This is a genomic window from Stomatobaculum sp., assembly GCF_057248925.1.
The window spans coordinates 20466-41350 of the sequence record NZ_DBHIHF010000007.1; the positions used below are offsets into that span (position 1 = coordinate 20466).

Sequence of the window (20885 nt, forward strand, 5' to 3'; positions counted from 1 at the left end):
TACTGCATGGATTGGCGGACAGCTACTCTTTCGGAAAGTTATCCCGGTGCGTGCGGAATGACTTGTATCCGTACAACGGTTTGTTGTATACTGAGACAAAATGAAATAGGAGGGGAGCTTGTGTGACAGGCTGAGAGGAAGGATGACCTTCGACCCTTTTACCTGATGTGGGTAATGCCACCGTAGGAACTCTTTCGCGCTGTGACTTTGACAGGAGGATGCCGCCGGTGGCTTCCTCCTGTTTTTTGTTCAAATTTCGGTAAGTGGCCTTGGCCGGTCTGTTCTGTGCGGTTGCGGTACTGGGAAGTCTGTTTTCGTTTCCGGCTTTCGGGAGCAAATGCGCACCGGTGTAGCATGCGGAGAATATTCTCTGCGCGGTGTTGCTGGGGCCCGGATATGGTCTCGCTGTGGCATTTGCGGCTGCTCTGATCTGCAATGTGCTCGGAATCGGCAGTCTCCTGGCATTTCCCGGCGGCATGTTTGGCGCCCTGCTTTGCGGGATCGTGTATGCAAAGACCGGGAGTATCCCGAGAACGCTGCTCGGAGAAGTGTTTGGCACGGCGGTGCTCGGCGGTCTTTGCGCCTATCCGGTTGCCATTGTTTGGATGGGAAAGAGCGCTGCGGGGCTTGCCTTTTATGTATTTGTGATTTCGTTTCTGATTTCTACGGCTGGCGGTGCGATTCTGGCCGCTATACTGATTTACAGTCTGCAAAAAGCCGGACTCCTGCGACATATGCAGAAAGCGATTCATGGATGAGGAGGAAAAAATATGTTTCAGACTATGTTTGCCAATGTGAGAAATGCTTGCCCGCTCGTGCATAACATCACGAATTATGTGACAGTCAATGACTGCGCCAATATGCTGCTTGCTTGCGGCGCTTCTCCGATTATGGCGGATGATGAAGAAGAGGTCGAGGAAATCACCGCGCTCTGTGCGGGTCTGAACATCAACATCGGCACCTTGAACCGGCGCACCATAGCATCCATGCTGCTCGCGGGAAAGCGGGCAAATGCGCTGGGACATCCGGTTGTGCTGGATCCGGTCGGTGCCGGTGCCTCGAAGCTGCGAACGGAGACGGCAGAGCAGCTGCTGAAAGAAGTAAAATTCACGGTGATTCGCGGCAACATCTCCGAGATGAAAACCCTAGCGTTCGGCAGCGGCACCACAAAGGGCGTGGATGCGGATGTCGCCGACAGAGTGACAGACGAAAATCTGCCGGAGATGGTCGCCTTCGCGAAGGCATTTGCGGCGAAAACCGGCGCTGTCATTGCCATTACCGGTGCGATTGATATTGTGGCGGATAGCAGCCGGGCGTACTGCATCCGAAACGGGCATCCGATGATGGCTTCGATCACGGGAACGGGATGCCAGCTCTCTGCGATGACGGCGGCTTTTGTCGCGGTCAACAGAGAGCAAGCGCTTGAAGCTGCGGCAGCGGCTGTCGCTGCGATGGGCTACGCCGGAGAGCTTGCCTATGACAGACGCCGCGAGACCGACGGCAATGCAACTTACCGGAACGGCATTATTGATGCGATTTACAACATGACACCGGAGACATTGGAGAAAGGCGCGCGCTATGAAGTGTACTGAGGAGATGATGCGGCTCTACGCCGTGACGGACAGAGCCTGGGTCGGAAAACAGAGCCTCGCGGAACAGGTGGCGGCAGCGCTTCAGGGCGGGGTAACCTGCGTCCAACTCCGCGAAAAGGAGCTGGATGAGGAGCGGTTTCTTCAGGAAGCCGAGGAAATCTTTTCGCTCTGCAAGCGGTATCGAGTGCCTTTTTTCATCAATGACAATGTCGCACTTGCCCTTCGCTGCCACGCCGACGGCGTACATGTGGGACAGGACGATATGGATGTCGCCGCTGTGCGCCGCCTGGTCGGACAAGAGATGATGATAGGCGTCTCGGTGCATACCGTCGAAGAAGCACGCACAGCGGCAGAGGGAGGCGCGGACTATCTCGGCGTCGGCGCCATGTTTGCGACATCCACCAAGACGGATGCAAGTTTGGTGACAAAAGAGACACTCCGCGCAATCTGTGACGCAGTTTCGATTCCGGTGGTCGCAATCGGCGGGATCAACAAGTCGAATCTGCTTGAACTCGCAGGCACCGGTGTCGACGGCGTTGCCCTGGTCAGTGCGATTTTCTCCGCGGCAGATATCGCGGCAGAGTGCCGCCTGCTCTATGCCTTGTCGCAGAAGATGGCAGAGAGTGAAAAGTGAATGGATGGATAAGAAACGAGCGGAAGGAGGATATGACATGAAGGAACACACAGCACTCAGCATCGCCGGGAGCGATTGCAGCGGCGGCGCGGGAATTCAGGCAGATCTTAAGACCATGACCATGCAGGGCGTCTATGCGATGAGTGCAATCACGGCGCTGACGGCACAGAATACAACCGGTGTCCGCGCGATTCAGGAGGTGAGTACAGCGTTTCTGGGCCAGCAACTGGATGCAATCTTTGAGGACATCACGCCCGATGCGGTCAAAATCGGCATGGTGGCCTCCGGCGAATTGATTCATGTGATTGCGAAAAAATTGCGACAGTACGGGGCAGTCAATGTGGTTCTGGACCCCGTGATGGTTGCGACCTCCGGCGCGCCGTTATTGAAAACAGACGCCGTGCAGGCGTTGACGGAAGAGCTGTTTCCGCTCGCCTTGCTGGTGACCCCCAACATTCCCGAGGCAGAGCTGCTTTCCGGTTTGACCATTCATACCGAGGAAGATATGCTGCGGGCCGCAGAGAGCATCGGAAATCGGTATGACTGTGCCGTGCTATTAAAAGGCGGACACCAAGTCAATGAGGCAAACGACCTTCTCTACCAACAGGGAAATGTACAGTGGTTTCGCGGAGAACGCATCCGGACCGAGAATACCCACGGCACCGGCTGCACCCTGTCGAGTGCGATTGCCGCAAATTTAGCGAAGGGCTTTTCACTGGCAGAGTCCGTGGAGCGTGCCAAGGCCTATCTCACCGGCGCACTGAAGGCAGGGCTTGACCTCGGCAAAGGCTCGGGGCCGCTCGCGCATTTTTATAGCCTGACCAACGCGTGACCGTTGTCAAAGAGGCCAATTATGAAACAATATGAGGCAGAGCAATCCCCGGAGATTCTTGAAAAACTGCTACAGCTCTCCGCGCTGTGGGCGGCGGAACAGAACTGCTACGGCTATTATCCGAATACGGAAGCGGACATCGCGGGAAAACGGATTTTCCTCGCGGAAGATGAGGACGGCATCGAAGCGTATCTGCTCGGCAAGGTAGAGAGTGCGAAGAACATGAAATCCATCATGCCGGAGGGAACACAGTATTTCGAAGTAGAAGAATTGTACGTTGTTCCGGAAAAGCGCTCGCAGGGAATCGGCGAAGCGCTGTTTCGCTTCGCGGAAGAGAAAATAAAGAAGGAAGCGGAATTTATTGTGCTCAGTACTGCGAGTAAGAACAGCAAGGCGATTTTACATTTTTACTTGGATGAACTGGGGATGCAGTTCTGGAGCGCGCGGTTATTCAAGAAGGTGGGAGAATAAAGCGGTATCACAATGCAACAGATTCGAATCGACAGATTTCGAATCTGTTTTATCATTCGATTTACGACTGAGATATTTCATGTATCTTCGGGTAAAGGTTTTTACACAGAGGCAGATATCAGAGGAAGGCAAGTAGAAGCGGAAGGAAGTGAAATCTTTTGCCCATATGCACGGATAGGTTTTTCGCATAAGTGAAATCACGTAGCACATAGAAAATAGGATAGAAAATTACCAAAGAGAATGGAATTAATCGTAGCAAGTGATATAATAAGACTAAAACTTGTTATGTATTGGGACTGTAGTGGTCAACCTTTTTTGTAACACCACTGCTTAATGTTACACTCCGATCTCTTTTCAAACGGAGTCAGATATCCGTTATACGAGTGTGGGCGTACCTGATTGTACCAATCGTAAGCAAACTCTGAAACGGCATAATCCAGTTCTGCTGCAGTTTCAAAATTATGCTGATAAATCAACTCGGTCTTTAAGGTATTGTAATAGCGTTCCATCGGCGCATTGTCATACGGACATCCCGTACGGCTCATGCTTTGAGAAATCCCGCGCTTCCGGCAGTGTTGTACAAACTCTGCGGAAGTAAACTGACTTTCTTGATCCGAGTGTAAAATCAGGTTTTGTGGGATTGCCTTTGTACTCGACAACGCTTTTTCAAGCGTACGCACGGCCAGGGAACTCGTGATAAAAGGGCTGTTTTCACTGGCAACAACACTTCTGTCGTATAAATCAATGATGGAACAATTATAGCGCATAGTTCCATTTGTCAGTGTCATATATGTGAAGTCGGTACACCACACACGATTCGGCCACTCAGGAGAAAAATTCCGCTTTAATAGATTCGGGAAAATTTTATGAGCTAATCTCCGATGGTATGCGGGTCTCTTTCGGCGACAAATGGAGTGTAGTTGTAATTCACGATTCATGTACTTGTGGACTGTTGTTTTGCTCAATGAGATTCCTTCTCTTTACAGAAACGCCTTCATTTTACGGTGCCCCATGACACCATGAGAATCATGATAAAGTGCTTGAATCCGTTGACAACAATGAGGTTTCTGCGCGTGATGCCTCGCTTTCGAATTTCTGAGGTAGTTGTAATAGGCGTTTGGATGAAAGTGCAACTTCTTCAAAAGCCATCTTAAGCCGAACTCCTGCTTATACTTATCAAGGAAACGATATGCCACTAATCGATTTCCTTCGCGAAGAATGCCGCTGCTTTTTTTAAGAAGCTGTTCTCCTTTTCCAATTCGGCTTTTTCACGCAGGAGACGACGAAGTTCTTTCATCATCTCCAACTGAGAATTCTCATCATCATTGTTTTGGCATTCTTCGCGATACGAGCGTATCCAGTTGGAAGCAGTGGCTCTGGATATGCCGTACTCAGCCACAAGGCTGGCAATCGTGCGTCCATCCTGAATGTGCGCACGAACAACTTTTCGTTTGGTTTCATCTGATATTCGAGTCATGTGCTTTTCTCCTCTGCTGACATTATAATCTATCAAGCAGAGGTGTTACAAATTCACTGTACCACTACAAAAAGAGGTGTTGTAAAAATGCTGTTATTCTCAACGATTCTTAATATCAAAGCAACAATGACCAAAGACGATTTTATCCGCTTGGTTATCGAGTGGAATCAAGGCAGTCCTCACACCAATAATATTATTCCGGGAATCCAATGGAACGGGGAGCGTAATATTCGATATGGGGAAGATGGATTGTGGCTTGACATAGAAGAATATCGAAACCAGAATATTATTGCTGTACGCTATGAAAAGAAGGAAGATGACGGGGCAATCTGGGACACTGATTATGTCATGAACTTCAATTCGATGAAGATGTCAGTAAGACTTGATCGAAGTTATACTGCGGAGGCTTTGGATGCGGATCCAAAGTTTTCAACTCCGCATTTCATCACTCTTTTGATTGAACGAGGCTATCTGCAAGATGATCATCAACTGTCCGTACAAAGATCAGCAACTATAATAAATGCGAAAAATGTAGGAGTGCTGATTGATGTTATAAATAGAAAAACCAAGTTTAATCTTCCGGTTGTGTATGTTTCCAAAACATATAATGATGAGGATCCGGTCAATGTTTCTTATCTTGCAAGCAGGCTAAAGGGTGTTGCTCATGTGATGGTTGAAGAAGGGAATTGGCTTAATCATACCATTAAAGAGCAGTGTAGAGGTAATAATGAATACTATGGTGCTATAGGCATTTATTTCCCTTCACGCGGAAGTAGTCATCGAAGATATCTTTATAGAAGTTCCGTCGGATATGATAGCTTTCTGCTGGAAAGAGTTGTCAGGTCTGTAATTCAATATAGTAATGCACAAATGGTAGACACTCTATTTACATGGCAGGGAGTAAATAATGCTTTGCTCAGGGACAGGCTAATTAGCCAGAGAGGGGAAAGACTTGCGGCAGAAGCTGCACAAAAAGCAGCAGAGGAAGAAGCAGCAAAAATTCTTGACACTCTGGATGAAGAAGAGCGTCGAATCCGAAAACAAGCCTTTGAGGATGCACGCACTGAAGCAAATGTGATTTTAGAAGGTTTTGATGCAGATATGCAAAAGCTACAAGATCAAGTAGGGGAATTAACTCGTGCGAATGAAGTCCTTCAATTTGAAAACCAGGGACTCAAAGCAAAACTTGATTCCAGAGATAATATACCTGTTCTGTTCATGGGAGATGAATTTGAATTTTACCCAGGTGAGGTAAAGGATCTTCTGCTGGCAACGCTTACGGAAGCTGCTAAGGGAATCCAACCAAAGTCAAGAAGAGCAGATATTGTGAGGGACATTATAAAGAACAACAATTACCAAAAACTAAGTGCCGCCAAAGCAGAGGAAGCCAAACGGATTCTTAAAAATTATGATGGTATGTCAGCAAGAACTAGACAGGCACTAAAGGATTTGGGTTTTGAGATTACCGAGGAGGGAAAACATTATAAGGTGACATATTATGGAGATGGGCGCTATCAGACTGCATATTCCAAGACGCCAAGTGATGGGCGGACTGGGAAAAATAGTGCACAGCAAACCATAAATATGGCATTTTGAGGAATGGAGAAAACCTTTTTGAAAAAATTGTATCACAGGGTTGACACGAGCGGGTACGGGTAAAACCGTTATTTCAGCTCTTGATTACCGCCGTTTTCGGAAGCAGAATCCCGGGCAACCCTGTCGTCTTTTGTTTGTCGCACATCGAGAGGAGATTTTAAAGCAGAGCCTTTATACCTTCCGCGCGGTATTGAAGGATGCGAACTTCGGTGAGTTGTTTGTCGGAAATCATAAGCCCGATCGAATTGACCACCTCTTTCTCTCCATTCAGACCTTCAGCAGTCAGGCATTTACAGAGAAGACTTCGGAAGACTTTTACGATTACATCGTAGTGGATGAGTTTCACCATGCAGCGGCGAAGAGTTATCAGAGTTTACTCGCATACTACCAGCCGAAAATCTTGCTCGGACTCACGGCGACTCCGGAGCGCATGGACGGGAAAAATATTCTCGCCTATCTGAGCAATCGCATTGCCGCAGAGATACGGCTTCCGGAGGCCATTGACCGCAAGCTCCTCTGCCCCTTCCAGTACTTTGGCGTGACAGATAGTGTGGACCTGGACGATTTAAAGTGGGCTGCGGGCGGCTATGATAAGACCGCACTCTCAAATATCTACAGCATGAGCGGTTATGTGGCAAAGCAGCGCGCCAACTTAATTCTGTCCTCCATGCTGAACTATGTGACAGATGTTAACGATGTAAAGGGGATCGGTTTCTGCGTGACGGTGGAACACGCGGAATTTATGAGTCGCTTCTTCAATGAACACGGCATTCCTTCCTTGGCATTGACGGGAAAGTCGCCGAAGGAAGAGCGCCGCAGCGCTGGAAGCGCACTGGTTTCCGGCAAGCTTCGCTTCTTATTTGTCGTTGATATCTACAACGAGGGTGTCGATATTCCCGAAATCAACACGGTCATGTTCCTACGGCCAACGGAGTCGTTGACTATCTTTTTACAGCAGCTGGGACGAGGTCTCCGACTCGCAGAGGGAAAAGAGTGCCTGACGGTTCTCGACTTCATCGGACAGGCAAATAAAAAGTATAATTTCGAGGATAAGTTTGCCTCTCTGCTCTCGAACAGCGGGCAGAGTGTGGCGCGGGAAATCAGAAATGGCTTTGTATCAGCGCCGAAGGGCTGCTATATCCAACTGGAGCGGCAGGCAGCGAAGTATATCCTTGAGAATATAAGAGCGTCTTATGGAAATACAGCGGGACTGGTGACGCGGATTGCCTCATTTGAAGAGGACAGCGGTTTGGCACTAAACCTTGCAAATTTCCTCCGGTACTACCATTTGGATCCGCGAAGCCTTTATAAGTTTGCTACCTTCTCGCGCCTGTCTGCGCGGGCAGGTGTGCTGGATGAATTCACGGAGCCCTTGGAGGAAGTTTTGACCAAGGCGATGGCGAAGTTCGCGGTCGTGGATTCCAGACGGTGGATTCAGTTCATCTTGAAACTCCTCGAAAACTTGTCGACACTCCCAATCGAGGAATTCTCTGCGCTCGAACGGCGGATGTTTCGCATGTTTTATATGACCATTTGGGGCAAGGCCTTCGATGAGGAAAGCCGGGAAGCGTTGGCAGAAAAGCTCACAGCGCTTGCGGGAAGTCCGCTTATGGTTCAGGAATTGCAGGAACTCCTTCGCTACCAGTATGACCGCATTGATTTTATCGATGAGCAGGTAGATCTCGGCTTTGACTGCCCGCTTGACTTACATTGCAGCTACAGCAGGGATCAGATTCTGGCAGCGATGGACTTCTTAAAGCCCGCAACTGTCCGCGAGGGTGTCAAGTGGCTTCCGGAGCAAAAGCTGGATGTCTTCTTTGTGACCCTCAATAAGTCCGACAAGGACTATTCGCCGACCACCATGTACAACGACTATTCGATCAATGAGACACTGTTCCACTGGCAGAGTCAGAGCACCACGGGGGAGCAGTCCTCGACCGGTCAGCGTTACATCCATCACAAGGAGCGCGGCAGCCGTATTCTGCTCTTTGTCCGCGAATTCAAGTCGGATCGCATCAGCAATACGGCTGCGGCCTATACCTACCTTGGAACCGCGAACTACGTGAAGCACGAGGGCAGCAAGCCGATGAACATTACATGGAGGCTAGATTGCCCGATTCCCGCAAAGTATCTGCGAAAGACCAACAAGCTGGTGGTGGGGTAAAGCAGCTTTTCTGTTGCCGCACTGTCGGGAAGGAGATCTTCTTTTGAGGCGGTATTTTTGTGAGTCGTTTGCACCGTGATTTGTGAAAGCGAGGGCTCGAAACCCCATGGGTTCGGGTCTTTTCGCATTTGCAACTTGACGAAAAACAGCCTTGGAGGTATGGAAACCGGAGAAGAGAATAAGGGCTTGGATAAGTTCTTTTCATGGATAGAGGAACGATAAAAGGGGGGAAATTTAAGGTGGTTTTTAAGGAAAAAGAGTTCAAACTGAAAGATGGACGCAATGTTTTTCTTCGGAGTCCTTCAGCGGATGATGCGGAAAATATGCTTCAATTTATCATAAAGGCATCGGGTGAGACAGATTTCCTGATGAAGTTTCCGGAGGAATTTGCGGGGTTTACGCTTGATCAGGAAAAAGCCTTTCTTCGGGCGAACTGTGATAATAAGAACGGACTGATGATCATCTGCGCTGTAGACGGCAGGATTGCAGGAAGCTGTCAGATTTCTTTTCGTACCGGGGAAAAAGATCGTCATAGGGCTTCCGTTGCGATTGCCCTTCTGCAAGAGTTCTGGAATCTCGGAATCGGAACAAGGATGTTTGAAGAGATGTTTCAAGTAGCCGGAGAGCGTGGCGATGTCCGTCAGATTGAACTTGACTTTATAGAGGGTAACAAGAGAGCAAGGGGCTTGTATGAGAAAATGGGATTTCGGATTACAGGGGTAAAGCTGGATGCCATACGCATGAGGGATGGATCGTTTGTGAATGAGTATATGATGGTGAAACGGCTATAACACGGCAGCGGCCTATACCTACCTCGGAACCGCGAATTATGTGAAGCACGAGGGCAGCAAGCCGATGAACATCACCCGGCGCCCGGATGCACCCATCCCAGCCAAGTACCTGCGAAAGAACAACAAGCTGGTGGTGGGGTGAAGCAGCTTTTCTGTTACCGCACCGATGTGAAAGGGTATATTCTTTTGAGTCGCTATCTTGGTACGACGTTTGGTCATCGCTGTATGAGCGAAAGAGCTCGAACTCCCATGAGTTCGGGCTCTTTTCGCATTTGCAACTTGACGGGAAACAGCTGTGGAAGTATGGTAACTTATGAATATTTTATGAAAAGAAGCAGGTCTTGGTGCGGGGAATTGAGATTTGAAAGAGGCGAAACGCACCGCAGAGCGCACTACTTTATAGCTAGGAAGGTGGAAACGCAGTATGCATCCGGAAGAAAAAAGAAGATGGGAGCCGCAAATCCGGAAGATCATTCGGGAGCGGCAGGCTTCGGCCTACAATATGGTGGACATTGTGACGCTCGAACCACTCTTTGCGGCAGAGGGGCTTCGCTATGCGGACTTCGGTTTTGCGAGCCTTCGGGATTTTTTGAATGAATTCCGGGCAGTTTTAAATCTGGTGGACGGAGCACCTGCGGGCGGTGGTCTTCCCGCAAAATCCTATGTGCAGCTGAAGGACTTTGAGACTTTAGAAGCGACAGCGGGGCAGAAAGCGGAAGCTTCCGAACAGCCGCTACGGCCGGTCTTGCCGGAAGAACCTGCACAGCCGGAACTTTCCGCGGAGGCGAAGGCAGCACTTGCACCGAAGATTCAAGCTGCTTTTCGAAGTGCGATTCCCAATGAAGGGGGCTGGGTGAACCTCGCGAGTCTCGGTGCCCTGCTCAAAGAAAACGGGGTGGATGCCAAGCAGTTCGGGTTTCAGAAGATTTTCTCGTTTCTTGAGCAGTTCCCGGAACTGCTTGCAGTAAAGCGGGAGCCCACACCGAGCGGCAAGGCCTGGGTCGTCTATGCGAAGCTTCGAGGTGCGGCGTCCGCGCTTTCGTCGGAGGGCGTAGGACATACGCCTGTACAGCATGCGGTGCGTGCGGATGCGGTACACGCGGGCGCGGTCACTGAACCGTCCGTGCCGCCTGCGGGCACCCGGACAACGAAGGCAGCTTCGGGAAGCGAAGAAGCATTGCAACCGGAACTCTCTGCGGAAGAGAAAGCGACGCTCGGCCCGAAGGTTTGCGCGGCGGTTCAGAGTGCTGCGTCGGATGAAGCGGGGTGGGTCAACTTAGCCGGAATCGGGGAAGCGCTCAAGGGAAACGGAATCGATGTGAAGCTGCTCGGCTTTCAGAAGATTTTGCCTTTCCTCGAGCAGTTTCCGGAACTGATTGCCTTAAAGCGGGAGCCCACACCGAGCGGTAAGGCCTGGGTTGCCTATGCGCGGCTCAAGGCGGATGACAGAAGAGAGGGCGCCGGAAAAACTGCGAGAACATCAGTCAGACCGCAGTCGTCTTATGTTCCCGTGTCAGCGCACAGAACCGTGGAGGGAAAATTCCCGACCAGGGATTCCTGGCTTTTTAACTGGTCCAGAATTCCGAATGCAAAAATCAAAGAGCTCGCGGACAAGGCGTTGGAGGAAAAGTGGTATTACGGCGCGGCGAATGCCGCCGAGGCCGAGAATTACCCGATTTTAAAGAACTATCTCGCCTACACCTTCAAGCGGCTTGCAATCGAGGACAAGATCTTATTCGGGAATACCACGGATCCGGAACACGCCGGAGAAGAGTATGCGGCGTTCAATACGGGGCTGGTCGACAAAAAGTACGAGTATATCTACGCGCTCTTTAAGAAGAACACGATGACGCCGCAGCCCTACTGGTATTTGCTTGACTTTGTCGTGGCGGGAGAGCAGTCCGGAAAAACCTTGGCAAGGCTCTTTTATCCGCTGCCGAAGCGCGCCGACTATTTTGAGAATAAGTTCCAGAACATGGTCTACGACACATCGACCCAGCTGCTCTGCGATTACACGCACATCATTGTGGAGCGCATCAGCCGCTTTCCGCTTCGCTTTCTGCAGGAGAATTGCCCGCCTGATATGCTTGAAATCGACGGCGTGAAATTGGAAGAGGTCTATCCGAAGCACGCCAAGGACAGCGAGAGAAAGCGCTATTTCGAAGCGCTCGGCGAGCGCATCAACAATACGCCCGTGGTGCTGAACAATTTGAAAAACCGGCTGGAGGCGGCCATTCATTTAACCTTAAAGCGGGTTGAGTGGAATTATAAGACGGCGATTCCGGTGTACTTTCCGACCAGAAATCTCTGCTCGCTTTTGCTGCCGCTCTGCCTCTCGGAGGAGGGACAGGTGGATTTGGCGCTTGTGGTCGAGCATTTGCAGTCGGGCGCGTATCAGGGGCAGACCGTGTTGCCGCTTGACCTGGCTTATAACAACAGCCGTCTTCTCACCCGGCCGGACAGCGACTGGCTCCGGACCGACAGCATTCAGTCGAACGGTTCGGATGACGAGGAGGAATAAAGCGGACAGGCGGTAAGGGGGGAGGAATGAGACGAAAGCTTTGGTTATTGCTTTGCGCGCTGGGTGTACTTGGTATGTCGGTCTGCGGCGACGTATCATTCGCTGACCATGTTTGTCTCAAACTGTGCGGAGTCGATTTCGCTCCGTGAATCTCCGTCCACGCAGGCGCGTGCCCTGCGGCAGAGTCCCTTCGGGGCACCTGTCACGGTGCTTGAAAGTGCGGAAAATGGTTTCTATGAGGTCATTGATAACGGCAGACGCGGCTATGCGCTGGTGCAGTATCTGAGTTACTGAGTGGCTGAAATATCATTGAAAGGGGGATGAGAGATGAAAAAGCAAAAGCTGGTCGCTGTGGTTCTCGCAGCGGGCGTGGTTCTCGGCGCAGCGGTCTTTGCGGGGTATGAGAGCACACGCTATACGCGGACGGTGCAGGCGGCTGAACAGGAGTGGCAGCTCGGAGACACGGAAGAAGCAATCCCGATCTACGAGAAGGCTATCCGAATGAAGCCGAAGCGGGCAGAGGCGTATCTCGCGCTCGCGGAGATTTATGAGAGAAACAATCGGCATGCGGATGCGGTCACGCTTTTAAAGACCGCCACTGAGGCGATGTCCGGCAAGACTTCGAAAGATGCGGCGCTGATGCAAGAGGCGCTGGAGCGCTACAATCCCACTGTCAAAGCATCGCTCGAATCCGGCAGTTATGAGGATCCGGTGGATCTGGAGTTAACGAGTAAGGGCGTTTCGATACGCTATACCCTCTTGGAAGCACCGGAGGGCGAGAGCGCGGAAGAGCAGGATTACGAAAAGCCGCTTCGCTTTCGCAGAAGTGGGACCTATCGTCTCCGCTGCTATGCGGTCAATCAAAAGGGGGAGGCCGGTGAGCCGGTGGAGCTTAGCTATGTAATCAAGCTCGACCCGGAAAAGTATCATATGAACAGCTGGTACCAAAAGGACAACGGCTGGTACTATAACGACGATACCGGGGTGCCGGTGGTCGGCTGGCGGCAGATTGACGGCAACTGGTATCACTTTGCCGAGAACGGCGAGATGATGACGGGCTGGTTGGAACTCGGCGACAATTTCTACTACCTCGATGAGAACGGTGTCATTGCAAACGGTTGGCGCAATGTGGACGGGGATTATTATGTCGGCGCGGACGGCGTTATGCTGGTTTCGGCAACGACCCCGGACGGCTATCAGTTGGATGAAAACGGTAAGAAGATCGAGAAGAGCCAAAACGAGAAGGCGGTAGAAGCCTACCGAACCATACTCCTCGACCGGAGTTGGAACGGCAGAAAACTGCCCGGCGGACAGTTCGCGGTCGTGGACATCAACGGCGACGGGGTCTGGGAGTTGCTGACAGAGTTGGATACAGGCGGATATGACGATGCGATTTCCCGAATCTTCTACTACACGGATCGTTTAAATCAGTATGCCCTGGATGGAATCGAGGCTTGGAATTATCTGATGCCTTCTTCACATCGGATTGTGATCGGAAGAATGCGTGGGAAGAACATTACCCGAGTGCTCGGTGTAGGGAGTGACGGGAATTTGACGGTATACGACGACTCCGATATTTTCTGGGGTTACTATGAAAATGCTGAGGCTTGGGTGGGCCCGGATCAGGCAAAGATTATGAGTCAGACAGTTGAAAAATACTATCGTGACGCATGCTACAACATACTCTTTGTTGAAATCACAGAGAGTAATGTAGCGCAGTACCTGAGCGGCAACGGTCAGGAGACCGGTACAATTTTTGCCGCCGGCAGCTTCCCGTCTCGGTAAAGTATGAATTTGTCGAGACGCTTTGCCTGCATGTATTTTTGCATAGCCCTTGACAACCCCTGCCCAGGCGCGTAAAATAAGACCTAAATCAAATCGTTGAGACCGATGTTTCAACAGAGTGAATAGTGCGAAGACAGGATTCGTGCGCCCATTTTCACTCTGGTGAGGCATCGGTTTTTTGTTTTGCCTCAATTCCTGTCGCACCTTGACAAGTGAATCCGCAGCTGTTCGGAGCAAGCGAGCGGGGAAGCACGCCGGGATCTGTAAGCGCAGAGAGCGTGCCAAGACGCGAATCCTGACTGACTGCGACCAAGAAACAAAAAATACAAAAGCAAAAACAACAGCAAAGATAAAGGCAAAGAGACAGCAAGCAGGCAAGAAACATTTGCATACAGGAAAGTGAGGCAAAGCTATGAAGAATATGAATGATAAGGTGTTCGGTCGTCAGGAAAACGTTTCGGTGTTTACGCCGCAGCTGCCCGTGGACGGTGAGAGTACCCCGGGTCAGGCGGCGGGTCAGGCGGCAGGGCGTTTTTTGCAGGCTTCGGCGCTGCTTCCGGAGGAGGGCTTTCTCGGGATGGAATTCAGGCCGGAGCGGGGCGTAAAGCAGGAAATTTTCCTGTTCGCGGCGCCGGATACGGCGGTGCGCGATGCGGACTACGGCTGGATTTTTGAGGATTGTGCGGAGGAGGCGCCGACGGCGTCGAAGACGCTCGAAAGTCTCTTTGCGGAGGGACGCAAGGTATATGCGCTCGCCGAAACCGTGAGCGGCGGAGGCATAACTTTGGATGCAGAGGCGTCTTTGGAGAACGCAAGTCTCTATCGGAAGTATATGGAAGAGCGTTCCCGCGCGGATTTGACCATGCAGTTTTACAAACTCCTCATGAAAGAAGGCGGTCGGCTTCGCATGGTGGCGGGAAGCACAGAGGGAAGGGAGAATCCCGCGTGTACGCGCGGTCGCATTCTCCTGAGTTTTCCGAATGCAATCAGTCTCCGCCTTCGCACTGCGATTTCGTTTGCCTTTCCGGGAACGGTGCTCGAAGAGCTTTCGGAGCATGCGGAGACGGAAGCCTGTGTCAGCGAATCCTATCTCTTTGAGGGGCTGCTCCGCTTCTTTTTACTGTTATCTGCCATTGAGCGGCGGCAGCAGAGACGGAATCTGGAGGAGGTTCCCGAAGAGTGGAAGGAGCAGGAAAGTTTGGAAGAGGCTGCTTCCAAGATGGAAGTGCGGGGCTACTGCTACAATCCGGTTCTCATTGAGGATCTGGAACTCAGTGTGCGCAGCTATACCTGTCTCAAGAAGGCCGGGATTCTTACGGTTGAGCAGCTGAAACGACTCAGCGCGGATGAGCTGCTGCGCATCAAAAACATGGGGCGTAAGAGCGTGGCGGAAATTCAGGATAAGCTCGAAGAAATACGGCATCTTCCGGCGGTAAGTTCCCTCCCCGAAAAGGATTACCTGGCGGAACTGGACACGCTGATCGGTTTAAACGAGGTAAAGATGCAGGTCAAAAAAATTGCGGCGTTTGCCAAGATGCAGAAAGAAATGAAGGCGCAGGGAAAGGGGAAGCTCAGCATGGCGCTCAACATGGAGTTCAGCGGGAATCCCGGCACGGCAAAAACGACGGTGGCGCGCATCCTCGCCGGGATTTTGAAGCAGACCGGTATACTCGAGAGCTCCGAGCTCGTCGAAGTGGGGCGCGCCTCTCTGGTGGCGGGCTATGTGGGACAGACCGCGGAGCGCGTCCGGGAAGTGTTTCGGAGTGCCAAGGGGAAGGTGCTTTTTATCGATGAGGCTTACTCTCTGGTCGAGCCCTTGGAGGGCAGCTACGGCGATGAGGCAATCAACACCATTGTGCAGGAGATGGAGAACAACCGGGAGGACACGGTTGTGATTTTTGCGGGCTATCCGAAAGAGATGGAGGAGTTCTTTGCGAGAAATCCGGGACTCCGTTCCCGGGTCCCCTTTAAAATCGGTTTTTGCGATTATTCGCTCGATGAGATGCTTAAGATTACCGCTCTGGAGGCTGAGCGCCGCGGCTTTACGCTTGCGCCCGAGGCGGAAGACACGATTCGGAAGCTTGCGGCACCGGAAGTGCGGCAGTCCGGTTTCGGCAACGGTCGTTTCTGCAGAAATCTGGTCGAAAATGCGCTGCTCTCGTATGCGCTCCGTGTCTACGGCGAGGACGAAGGTGCTGAGACGGAAGTGAAAAACGACTTCGTGCTGCGCCCGGAGGATTTCTCGGCGCCGGAAGTGCAGGCTACGGCAAAGAAAGCTGTCATCGGATTTCAGCCCTTTGCGGCGTGAGACGGCGTATAATAGAGATAGTTAACTTTCCGTAAAGGCGGAAAAGCAGGATTTTGCACGGGAAAGGAGCGGTGACATGTCAGAAAAGGCAACAGCGTTTCAGCACAAGTTTATGAGTTGGATGTACCGGGGCAAGGGGATTTTTAACCCTTTGAATACGGGGTGGATCGATGAGCACCTGGCCTGTGTGCGGGAGTGGGTCGCCAACGTGTTTTTCTACCGAAAGGGCGACACGGTGCTCATGATCGATGCGGGCTATCACTACGAGCGCCTCGAAGAAAAGATGGGCTGGCTCGGCCTGAAGCCCGCGCAAATTTCAAATGTGCTGCTCACCCACCTCGACACTGACCACACAGGCGCGGTCGAGGCGGACGGCGGCGGTCTCTTTCGGAATGCGACCGTGTATCTCGGCGAGATTGAAAACCGTTATCTCACCGGCGAGCGGAAGCGCCGCGTGCTCTACCGGCTCGGCAGTCTTCCGCCGGTCAGGATTCCGAACGAGAAGGTTCTGCTTCGGGACGGACAGGTTTTCACAATCGGCGACATTCAAATCGAGTGCTTTCTGGTGCCGGGGCACACCTGGGGGCATATGGTCTATCTGTTGGACGGGCGCTATCTTCTGACCGGCGATGCGATATGGCTCGGGGCGGACGGCGGTTACAGTTTTCTCGCTTCTCTCGCGGAGGATAATCGTCTCGCGGTTTGCGCCCTTGCGGAATTTGAGGAAAAACTGCGCGCGCGGAATTTGCGGCCTCTCGTTATCACGGGGCACACGGGCTATTCATCGGACCTTGACTTTGTCTTTTCACACTGCGATCTCTGCTGCAAGACCTCGGGAAAGCGGTATTTTAATCCCGCGGCGCCCTACGATGCCTACGATGAAAGCGAGGACACGGAAGCGCGGGCAGCTACCGCGCCGTAATCCGGCGGCTACTCCCCGGGCGGACAGGTTGTGGCAGAGAAATGCCCGCAAACCCCTAAGGAAATCGACAGATTTGCAGTCTTTGTGTGAATAGACAACAGTTTGCGGCTCTGTTATGATAGGCAAATATCAAAGCTTAGGGAGGATCACAGATGAAGAAAACAATGCTCTGCGCGACCGTTCTGGCACTCAGCGTTGCGGCCACAGGCTGCGCATCCGGCAAAAAGGCAAAGAGCAGTGCGGCGAGCACTGCGGCGGCGCAGTCCGAGGTTGCTTCGACGCAGGCGACGGGCACTGCGGCCGAGACAACAGCGGTGGCTGCTTCGGACATGGCGGTGCCGGGGTATGCGCCCGGTCAGATTCCGGAGATTCCGGCAGTTGTTTTGCCGGATCTCGGCATTTCGGAGAATCCGGCCGCAAAAATCACGCTCGACAAGACCAAGGCGCTCAGCTCGGTTCCGGGCATCACGGTCACGCCGGTCAGGGTAGAGAACGATCAGATTCAGCGCGGTTCTGCGGTCATGCAGCTCGGCAGCAACGGCGAGGGGCAGTATAAAGACGGGAATTTGACCGTGCAGACCGACGGCAACGGTGAGGGGCAGTATATCGACGCAGAGCGCGGCATCACGATTCAGCGCGACGACGACGGTTCGGGTCAGTACCTCGACAGTAAGCAAGGCATCTCCCTCCAGGTGGATGATGACGGCGCAGGCAGCTATAAGGATGATCGCTACGGCATCTCGCTGATGGTGGATGACGACGGCGAGGGCCTGTACACAAACACGCAGAACGGAGTCACCGTCACCGCGGACGATGATGCGATGAGCTACCGCGCGGGTAAAGTGCAGATTACACAGAAGAAGGACGGATCGGGCAGCTATTCCGATGCGGAGAGCGGGCTTAAAATCAAGAACGACGGCAAGGGCAAGGCGACCGTCACCAAGGGAACGCAGAAGGCAACCGTGGATGCGGCGCCGCTCGGCACGCTGCCGCGCCTCCCGCGGCTCGGTGCGGTTCCCGCTGTCCCGAGTCTCGAGGCAAACAGTCTCCTGATTACCCTGGATTCCGGTGTGCTCTTCGATGTCGACAAATACGACATTCGACCGGAGGCACAGGAGACGCTGAACCAGCTTGCCAAGCTCCTCACGGAGGCAGGGATTACGGCCTTTGAAATTGACGGTCACACGGATTCCAACGCGGACGATGCCTATAATCAGACGCTCTCCGAGAACCGCGCGAATGCGGTCAAGGAGTATCTGAAGGCACAGGGCGTGACCGCGGAGATTACGACGCAGGGCTACGGCGAGAGCCATCCGGTCGCGACCAACGAGACCGCGGAGGGCAGACAGCAGAATCGCCGCGTGGAGATTATTATTCCGACGGTATAAGCGGCGAATGTGAGCGGCTCAAAACCACTCATCGTAGAACTCGATGACAAAGTCCCACAGGAAGCGCTCGCGTTGTTCCGCGATGGCTTTTGCAGCCTCGGTATTCATGAGGTCTTTTAACGTGAAGAGTTTTTCAAAAAAATGATGCAGAGAACTGCCCTTGTGATTGTGGTAGGCTTCGCTGCCGAGGCCTAAGGCAGGCGCTTCGGTCGGGTCAAACATGGCCCGACCCCTTGATCCGCCGTAGGCAAAGGTTCTTGCAATGCCGATGGCTCCGAGGGCATCCAGGCGGTCGGCATCCTGTACGATTTTTCCTTCTATGCTGTCCGGGGCGACACTGTCCGTGCCGTGGAAGGAGACCTGGGAAATAACGGAAATGATGTTCGCTGTCATCTCTTCGGAGATGGCAGCTTTTTTCAGGATGCGGCGGGTATTCCGGTAGTCCTTTCCTGAAAAGAGCTTCGGGTCATCGGCGTCGTGGAGGAGAGCGGCGAGAGCCACCAGGGTCTCATTGCAGGGATACGCTTCGGCGAGACGCCGCGCGAGGCGGTACACGCGAAGAGTGTGCCAGTAGTCATGGCCGCTCGCATCTCCCGCAAAAAGGGTCTTGATTTCTGATTGAACAATTGCAACAGATTCTGTCATAGTAACTCCACGCGACCCAAAATAGTTATAGAAATCTAACATTTTTCCTTGACAATGCCTTCGTTTCGGAATAAAATTGCAATCATATTGCAAATGGAAGCAGTTTGCAAATATCAATCAAGGGGATAACAGAGGAGGCATATGAAAAAGTTCGGACAGTTTCTTTTGGTCTCCGCGCTTTCGGCAGCATTATTGGCCGGCTGCGGCGGAAGCAAGAAGGCAGAGAGCAGCGCGGCGGGAAGCGGTGAGGCAAAGACAGAGAGCACGGCTGCGGGCGGTCAGAAGTTAAAGGTTGTCACGACCATTTTTCCGGAGTACGACTGGGCAAAGGCAGTGCTCGGCGATAAGGCGGAGAATGCGGAGCTCACGCTGCTCTTAAAGAACGGCGTGGATTTGCACAGTTTCCAGCCGAGCGCAGAGGACATCGCAAAAATCAGCGAGGCGGATCTCTTCATCTATGTGGGCGGCGAGTCCGACGGCTGGGTCGACGATGCGCTCAAAGAGGCGAAGAACAAGAACATGAAGGTCATCAACCTCATGGAGACCCTCGGCGACAAGGCGAAGGAAGAGGAGATGAAGGAGGGCATGCAGGAGAGCGAGGACGAGCATGACCACGAGCACAGCCACGGCAAGGAAGTCTCTACCTTCGAGGACAGCGAGGTAAAGGACAGAACCCTCGCCGACTGGAAGGGCGACTGGCAGTCCGCTTACCCGCTCGCAAAGAGCGGCGCGCTCGATACGGCATTCAAGGAGAAGGCCGAGCAGACCGGTAAGATGACCGCAGAGGAGTACAAGGCTTACTATACGAAGGGCTACGAGACCGATATCTCGAAGATTAACATCGACGGCGATACGATCAGCTTCACGGATGAGAGCGGCAAGACCGTGAAGTCCCCGTACAAGTATGTCGGCACCTACATCCAGAACTGGTCCACGGGCACCAAGGCTGCGATGTACCGCTTCGAGGCGGAGGATAAGAATTCCGGCGCACCGATTTATGTGGAGTTCAACGATCACATGATTGCGCCGGCGACGGCGGAGCACTTCCACATCCGCTTTAGCAACGAGAGCTTTGACGCAATCAAGGATCCCGAGAATTCCTGGCCGACATTCTATCCGGCGGCGCTCACGGGCGAAGAAGTCGCCGATGAGCTCGCGGGTCACGATCACCACGAGGAGACCGAGTACGACGAGCATGTCTGGCTTTCTCTGAAGAACGCGGAGCTCTATGTGAACAAGATTGCCGAGGATCTCTCCGCGCTCGACACGGCAAACGCAGAGAGCTACAAGAAGAACGCAGAGGCTTATGTGAAGCAGCTCTCCGAGCTCGACACGCAGTATGCGGATGTCGTGAAGAACGCGGCAAATAAGTACCTGCTCTTCGGCGATCGCTTCCCGTTCCGCTATCTCGTGGATGACTACGGCCTCGACTACAGTGCGGCGTTTGTCGGCTGCTCGGCGGACACCGAGGCGAGCTTTGAGACGGTTCGCTTCCTCGCGGACAAGGTGGATGAGAAGAAGCTCGGCAGCATCCTTGTGATTGAGAATTCCGATCAGAAGATTGCGAACACGATTCAGCAGAACACCAAGGAGAAGAATCAGAAGATTCTGGTCCTCGACTCCATGCAGTCCGTGACCGAGAAGAACATGGCGGACGGCGAGACTTACCTCGGCGTGATGCAAAAGAACCTTGAGGTTCTGAAGCAGGCGCTGCAGTAAGAAAAAGCAGACAGCCGAAACAGATTCGGGAAAAGAAGAG

At 52.6% G+C, this 20885-nt stretch carries 16 protein-coding genes, 1 pseudogene and 1 riboswitch; of the genes and pseudogenes, 15 read left to right on the plus strand and 2 right to left on the minus strand.

All coding sequences use genetic code 11. The features are described 5' to 3' along the window. The first annotated feature begins 100 nt into the window (after positions 1-100). A riboswitch (TPP riboswitch) is annotated at positions 101-207 on the plus strand. A gap of 158 nt (positions 208-365) precedes the next feature. The 5 genes from thiW to ACO4XG_RS03505 are packed head-to-tail and all read left to right on the plus strand — an operon-like array spanning position 366 to position 3529. Next, complete coding sequence (gene thiW / locus ACO4XG_RS03485; protein WP_330670098.1) at positions 366-758, plus strand: energy coupling factor transporter S component ThiW; 393 nt, start codon at positions 366-368, stop codon at positions 756-758. Between the two features lie 12 nt (positions 759-770). After that, positions 771-1592: a hydroxyethylthiazole kinase gene (thiM, locus tag ACO4XG_RS03490; protein ID WP_308508144.1), complete on the plus strand. Its 822-nt coding sequence runs from the start codon at positions 771-773 to the stop codon at positions 1590-1592. Beyond that, positions 1579-2226: a thiamine phosphate synthase gene (gene thiE / locus ACO4XG_RS03495; protein ID WP_308508143.1), complete on the plus strand. Its 648-nt coding sequence runs from the start codon at positions 1579-1581 to the stop codon at positions 2224-2226. Before thiM ends, thiE begins: the two co-directional genes overlap by 14 nt. 37 nt (positions 2227-2263) lie before the next feature. After that, on the plus strand, positions 2264-3058 hold the full coding sequence (thiD, locus tag ACO4XG_RS03500) for a bifunctional hydroxymethylpyrimidine kinase/phosphomethylpyrimidine kinase (RefSeq protein ID WP_308508142.1): 795 nt from the start codon (positions 2264-2266) through the stop codon (positions 3056-3058). A gap of 21 nt (positions 3059-3079) precedes the next feature. After that, positions 3080-3529 (plus strand): GNAT family N-acetyltransferase, encoded by a 450-nt coding sequence (locus tag ACO4XG_RS03505; RefSeq protein WP_308508141.1) that lies wholly within the window; start codon positions 3080-3082, stop codon positions 3527-3529. A gap of 305 nt (positions 3530-3834) precedes the next feature. Here ACO4XG_RS03505 and ACO4XG_RS03510 read toward each other — a convergent pair. After that, a pseudogene (locus ACO4XG_RS03510) lies at positions 3835-5006 on the minus strand (IS3 family transposase). An 87-nt stretch (positions 5007-5093) separates the two neighbouring features. On the opposite strand from ACO4XG_RS03510, the gene ACO4XG_RS03515 reads away from it, so the two are divergent. From ACO4XG_RS03515 to ACO4XG_RS03555, 9 genes are all read left to right on the plus strand, one after another. Continuing rightward, the gene (locus ACO4XG_RS03515; protein WP_308508140.1) at positions 5094-6602 is read left to right on the plus strand and encodes a hypothetical protein; all 1509 of its coding nucleotides are present in this window, start codon (positions 5094-5096) and stop codon (positions 6600-6602) included. A gap of 40 nt (positions 6603-6642) precedes the next feature. Next, the gene (locus ACO4XG_RS03520) at positions 6643-8766 is read left to right on the plus strand and encodes a DUF3427 domain-containing protein (RefSeq protein WP_330670097.1); all 2124 of its coding nucleotides are present in this window, start codon (positions 6643-6645) and stop codon (positions 8764-8766) included. A 203-nt stretch (positions 8767-8969) separates the two neighbouring features. Then, entirely contained in the window at positions 8970-9557 is a 588-nt protein-coding gene (locus tag ACO4XG_RS03525; RefSeq protein ID WP_485129655.1) for a GNAT family N-acetyltransferase, read from the plus strand. A 424-nt stretch (positions 9558-9981) separates the two neighbouring features. Then, positions 9982-12078 carry a DUF3825 domain-containing protein gene (locus ACO4XG_RS03530; RefSeq protein ID WP_308508138.1) on the plus strand — a complete coding sequence of 699 codons (2097 nt, stop codon included), beginning with the start codon at positions 9982-9984 and terminating at the stop codon, positions 12076-12078. Positions 12079-12147: 69 nt separating this feature from the next. After that, a complete protein-coding gene (locus ACO4XG_RS03535) occupies positions 12148-12372 on the plus strand; it encodes an SH3 domain-containing protein (RefSeq protein WP_308508137.1) in 225 nt (74 codons plus the stop codon). 33 nt (positions 12373-12405) lie between these two features. Next, positions 12406-13863 (plus strand): tetratricopeptide repeat protein, encoded by a 1458-nt coding sequence (locus ACO4XG_RS03540; protein WP_308508136.1) that lies wholly within the window; start codon positions 12406-12408, stop codon positions 13861-13863. A 412-nt stretch (positions 13864-14275) separates the two neighbouring features. Next, the gene (locus ACO4XG_RS03545; RefSeq protein WP_308508135.1) at positions 14276-16171 is read left to right on the plus strand and encodes a DNA-directed RNA polymerase subunit alpha C-terminal domain-containing protein; all 1896 of its coding nucleotides are present in this window, start codon (positions 14276-14278) and stop codon (positions 16169-16171) included. 76 nt (positions 16172-16247) lie between these two features. Next, positions 16248-17093 (plus strand): MBL fold metallo-hydrolase, encoded by an 846-nt coding sequence (locus ACO4XG_RS03550; RefSeq protein WP_308508134.1) that lies wholly within the window; start codon positions 16248-16250, stop codon positions 17091-17093. A gap of 152 nt (positions 17094-17245) precedes the next feature. Next, positions 17246-18481, plus strand: coding sequence for an OmpA family protein (locus ACO4XG_RS03555; RefSeq protein WP_308508133.1), 1236 nt, complete (start codon positions 17246-17248; stop codon positions 18479-18481). A gap of 18 nt (positions 18482-18499) precedes the next feature. Here the strand turns inward: ACO4XG_RS03555 and ACO4XG_RS03560 are convergent, their stop codons facing one another. Next, positions 18500-19126 carry an HD domain-containing protein gene (locus tag ACO4XG_RS03560; RefSeq protein ID WP_308508132.1) on the minus strand — a complete coding sequence of 209 codons (627 nt, stop codon included), beginning with the start codon at positions 19124-19126 and terminating at the stop codon, positions 18500-18502. Between the two features lie 141 nt (positions 19127-19267). Here ACO4XG_RS03560 and ACO4XG_RS03565 point away from each other — a divergent pair, with 141 nt between their 5' ends. Continuing rightward, positions 19268-20845 (plus strand): metal ABC transporter solute-binding protein, Zn/Mn family, encoded by a 1578-nt coding sequence (locus ACO4XG_RS03565; RefSeq protein WP_308508131.1) that lies wholly within the window; start codon positions 19268-19270, stop codon positions 20843-20845. Positions 20846-20885: the final 40 nt, after the last annotated feature.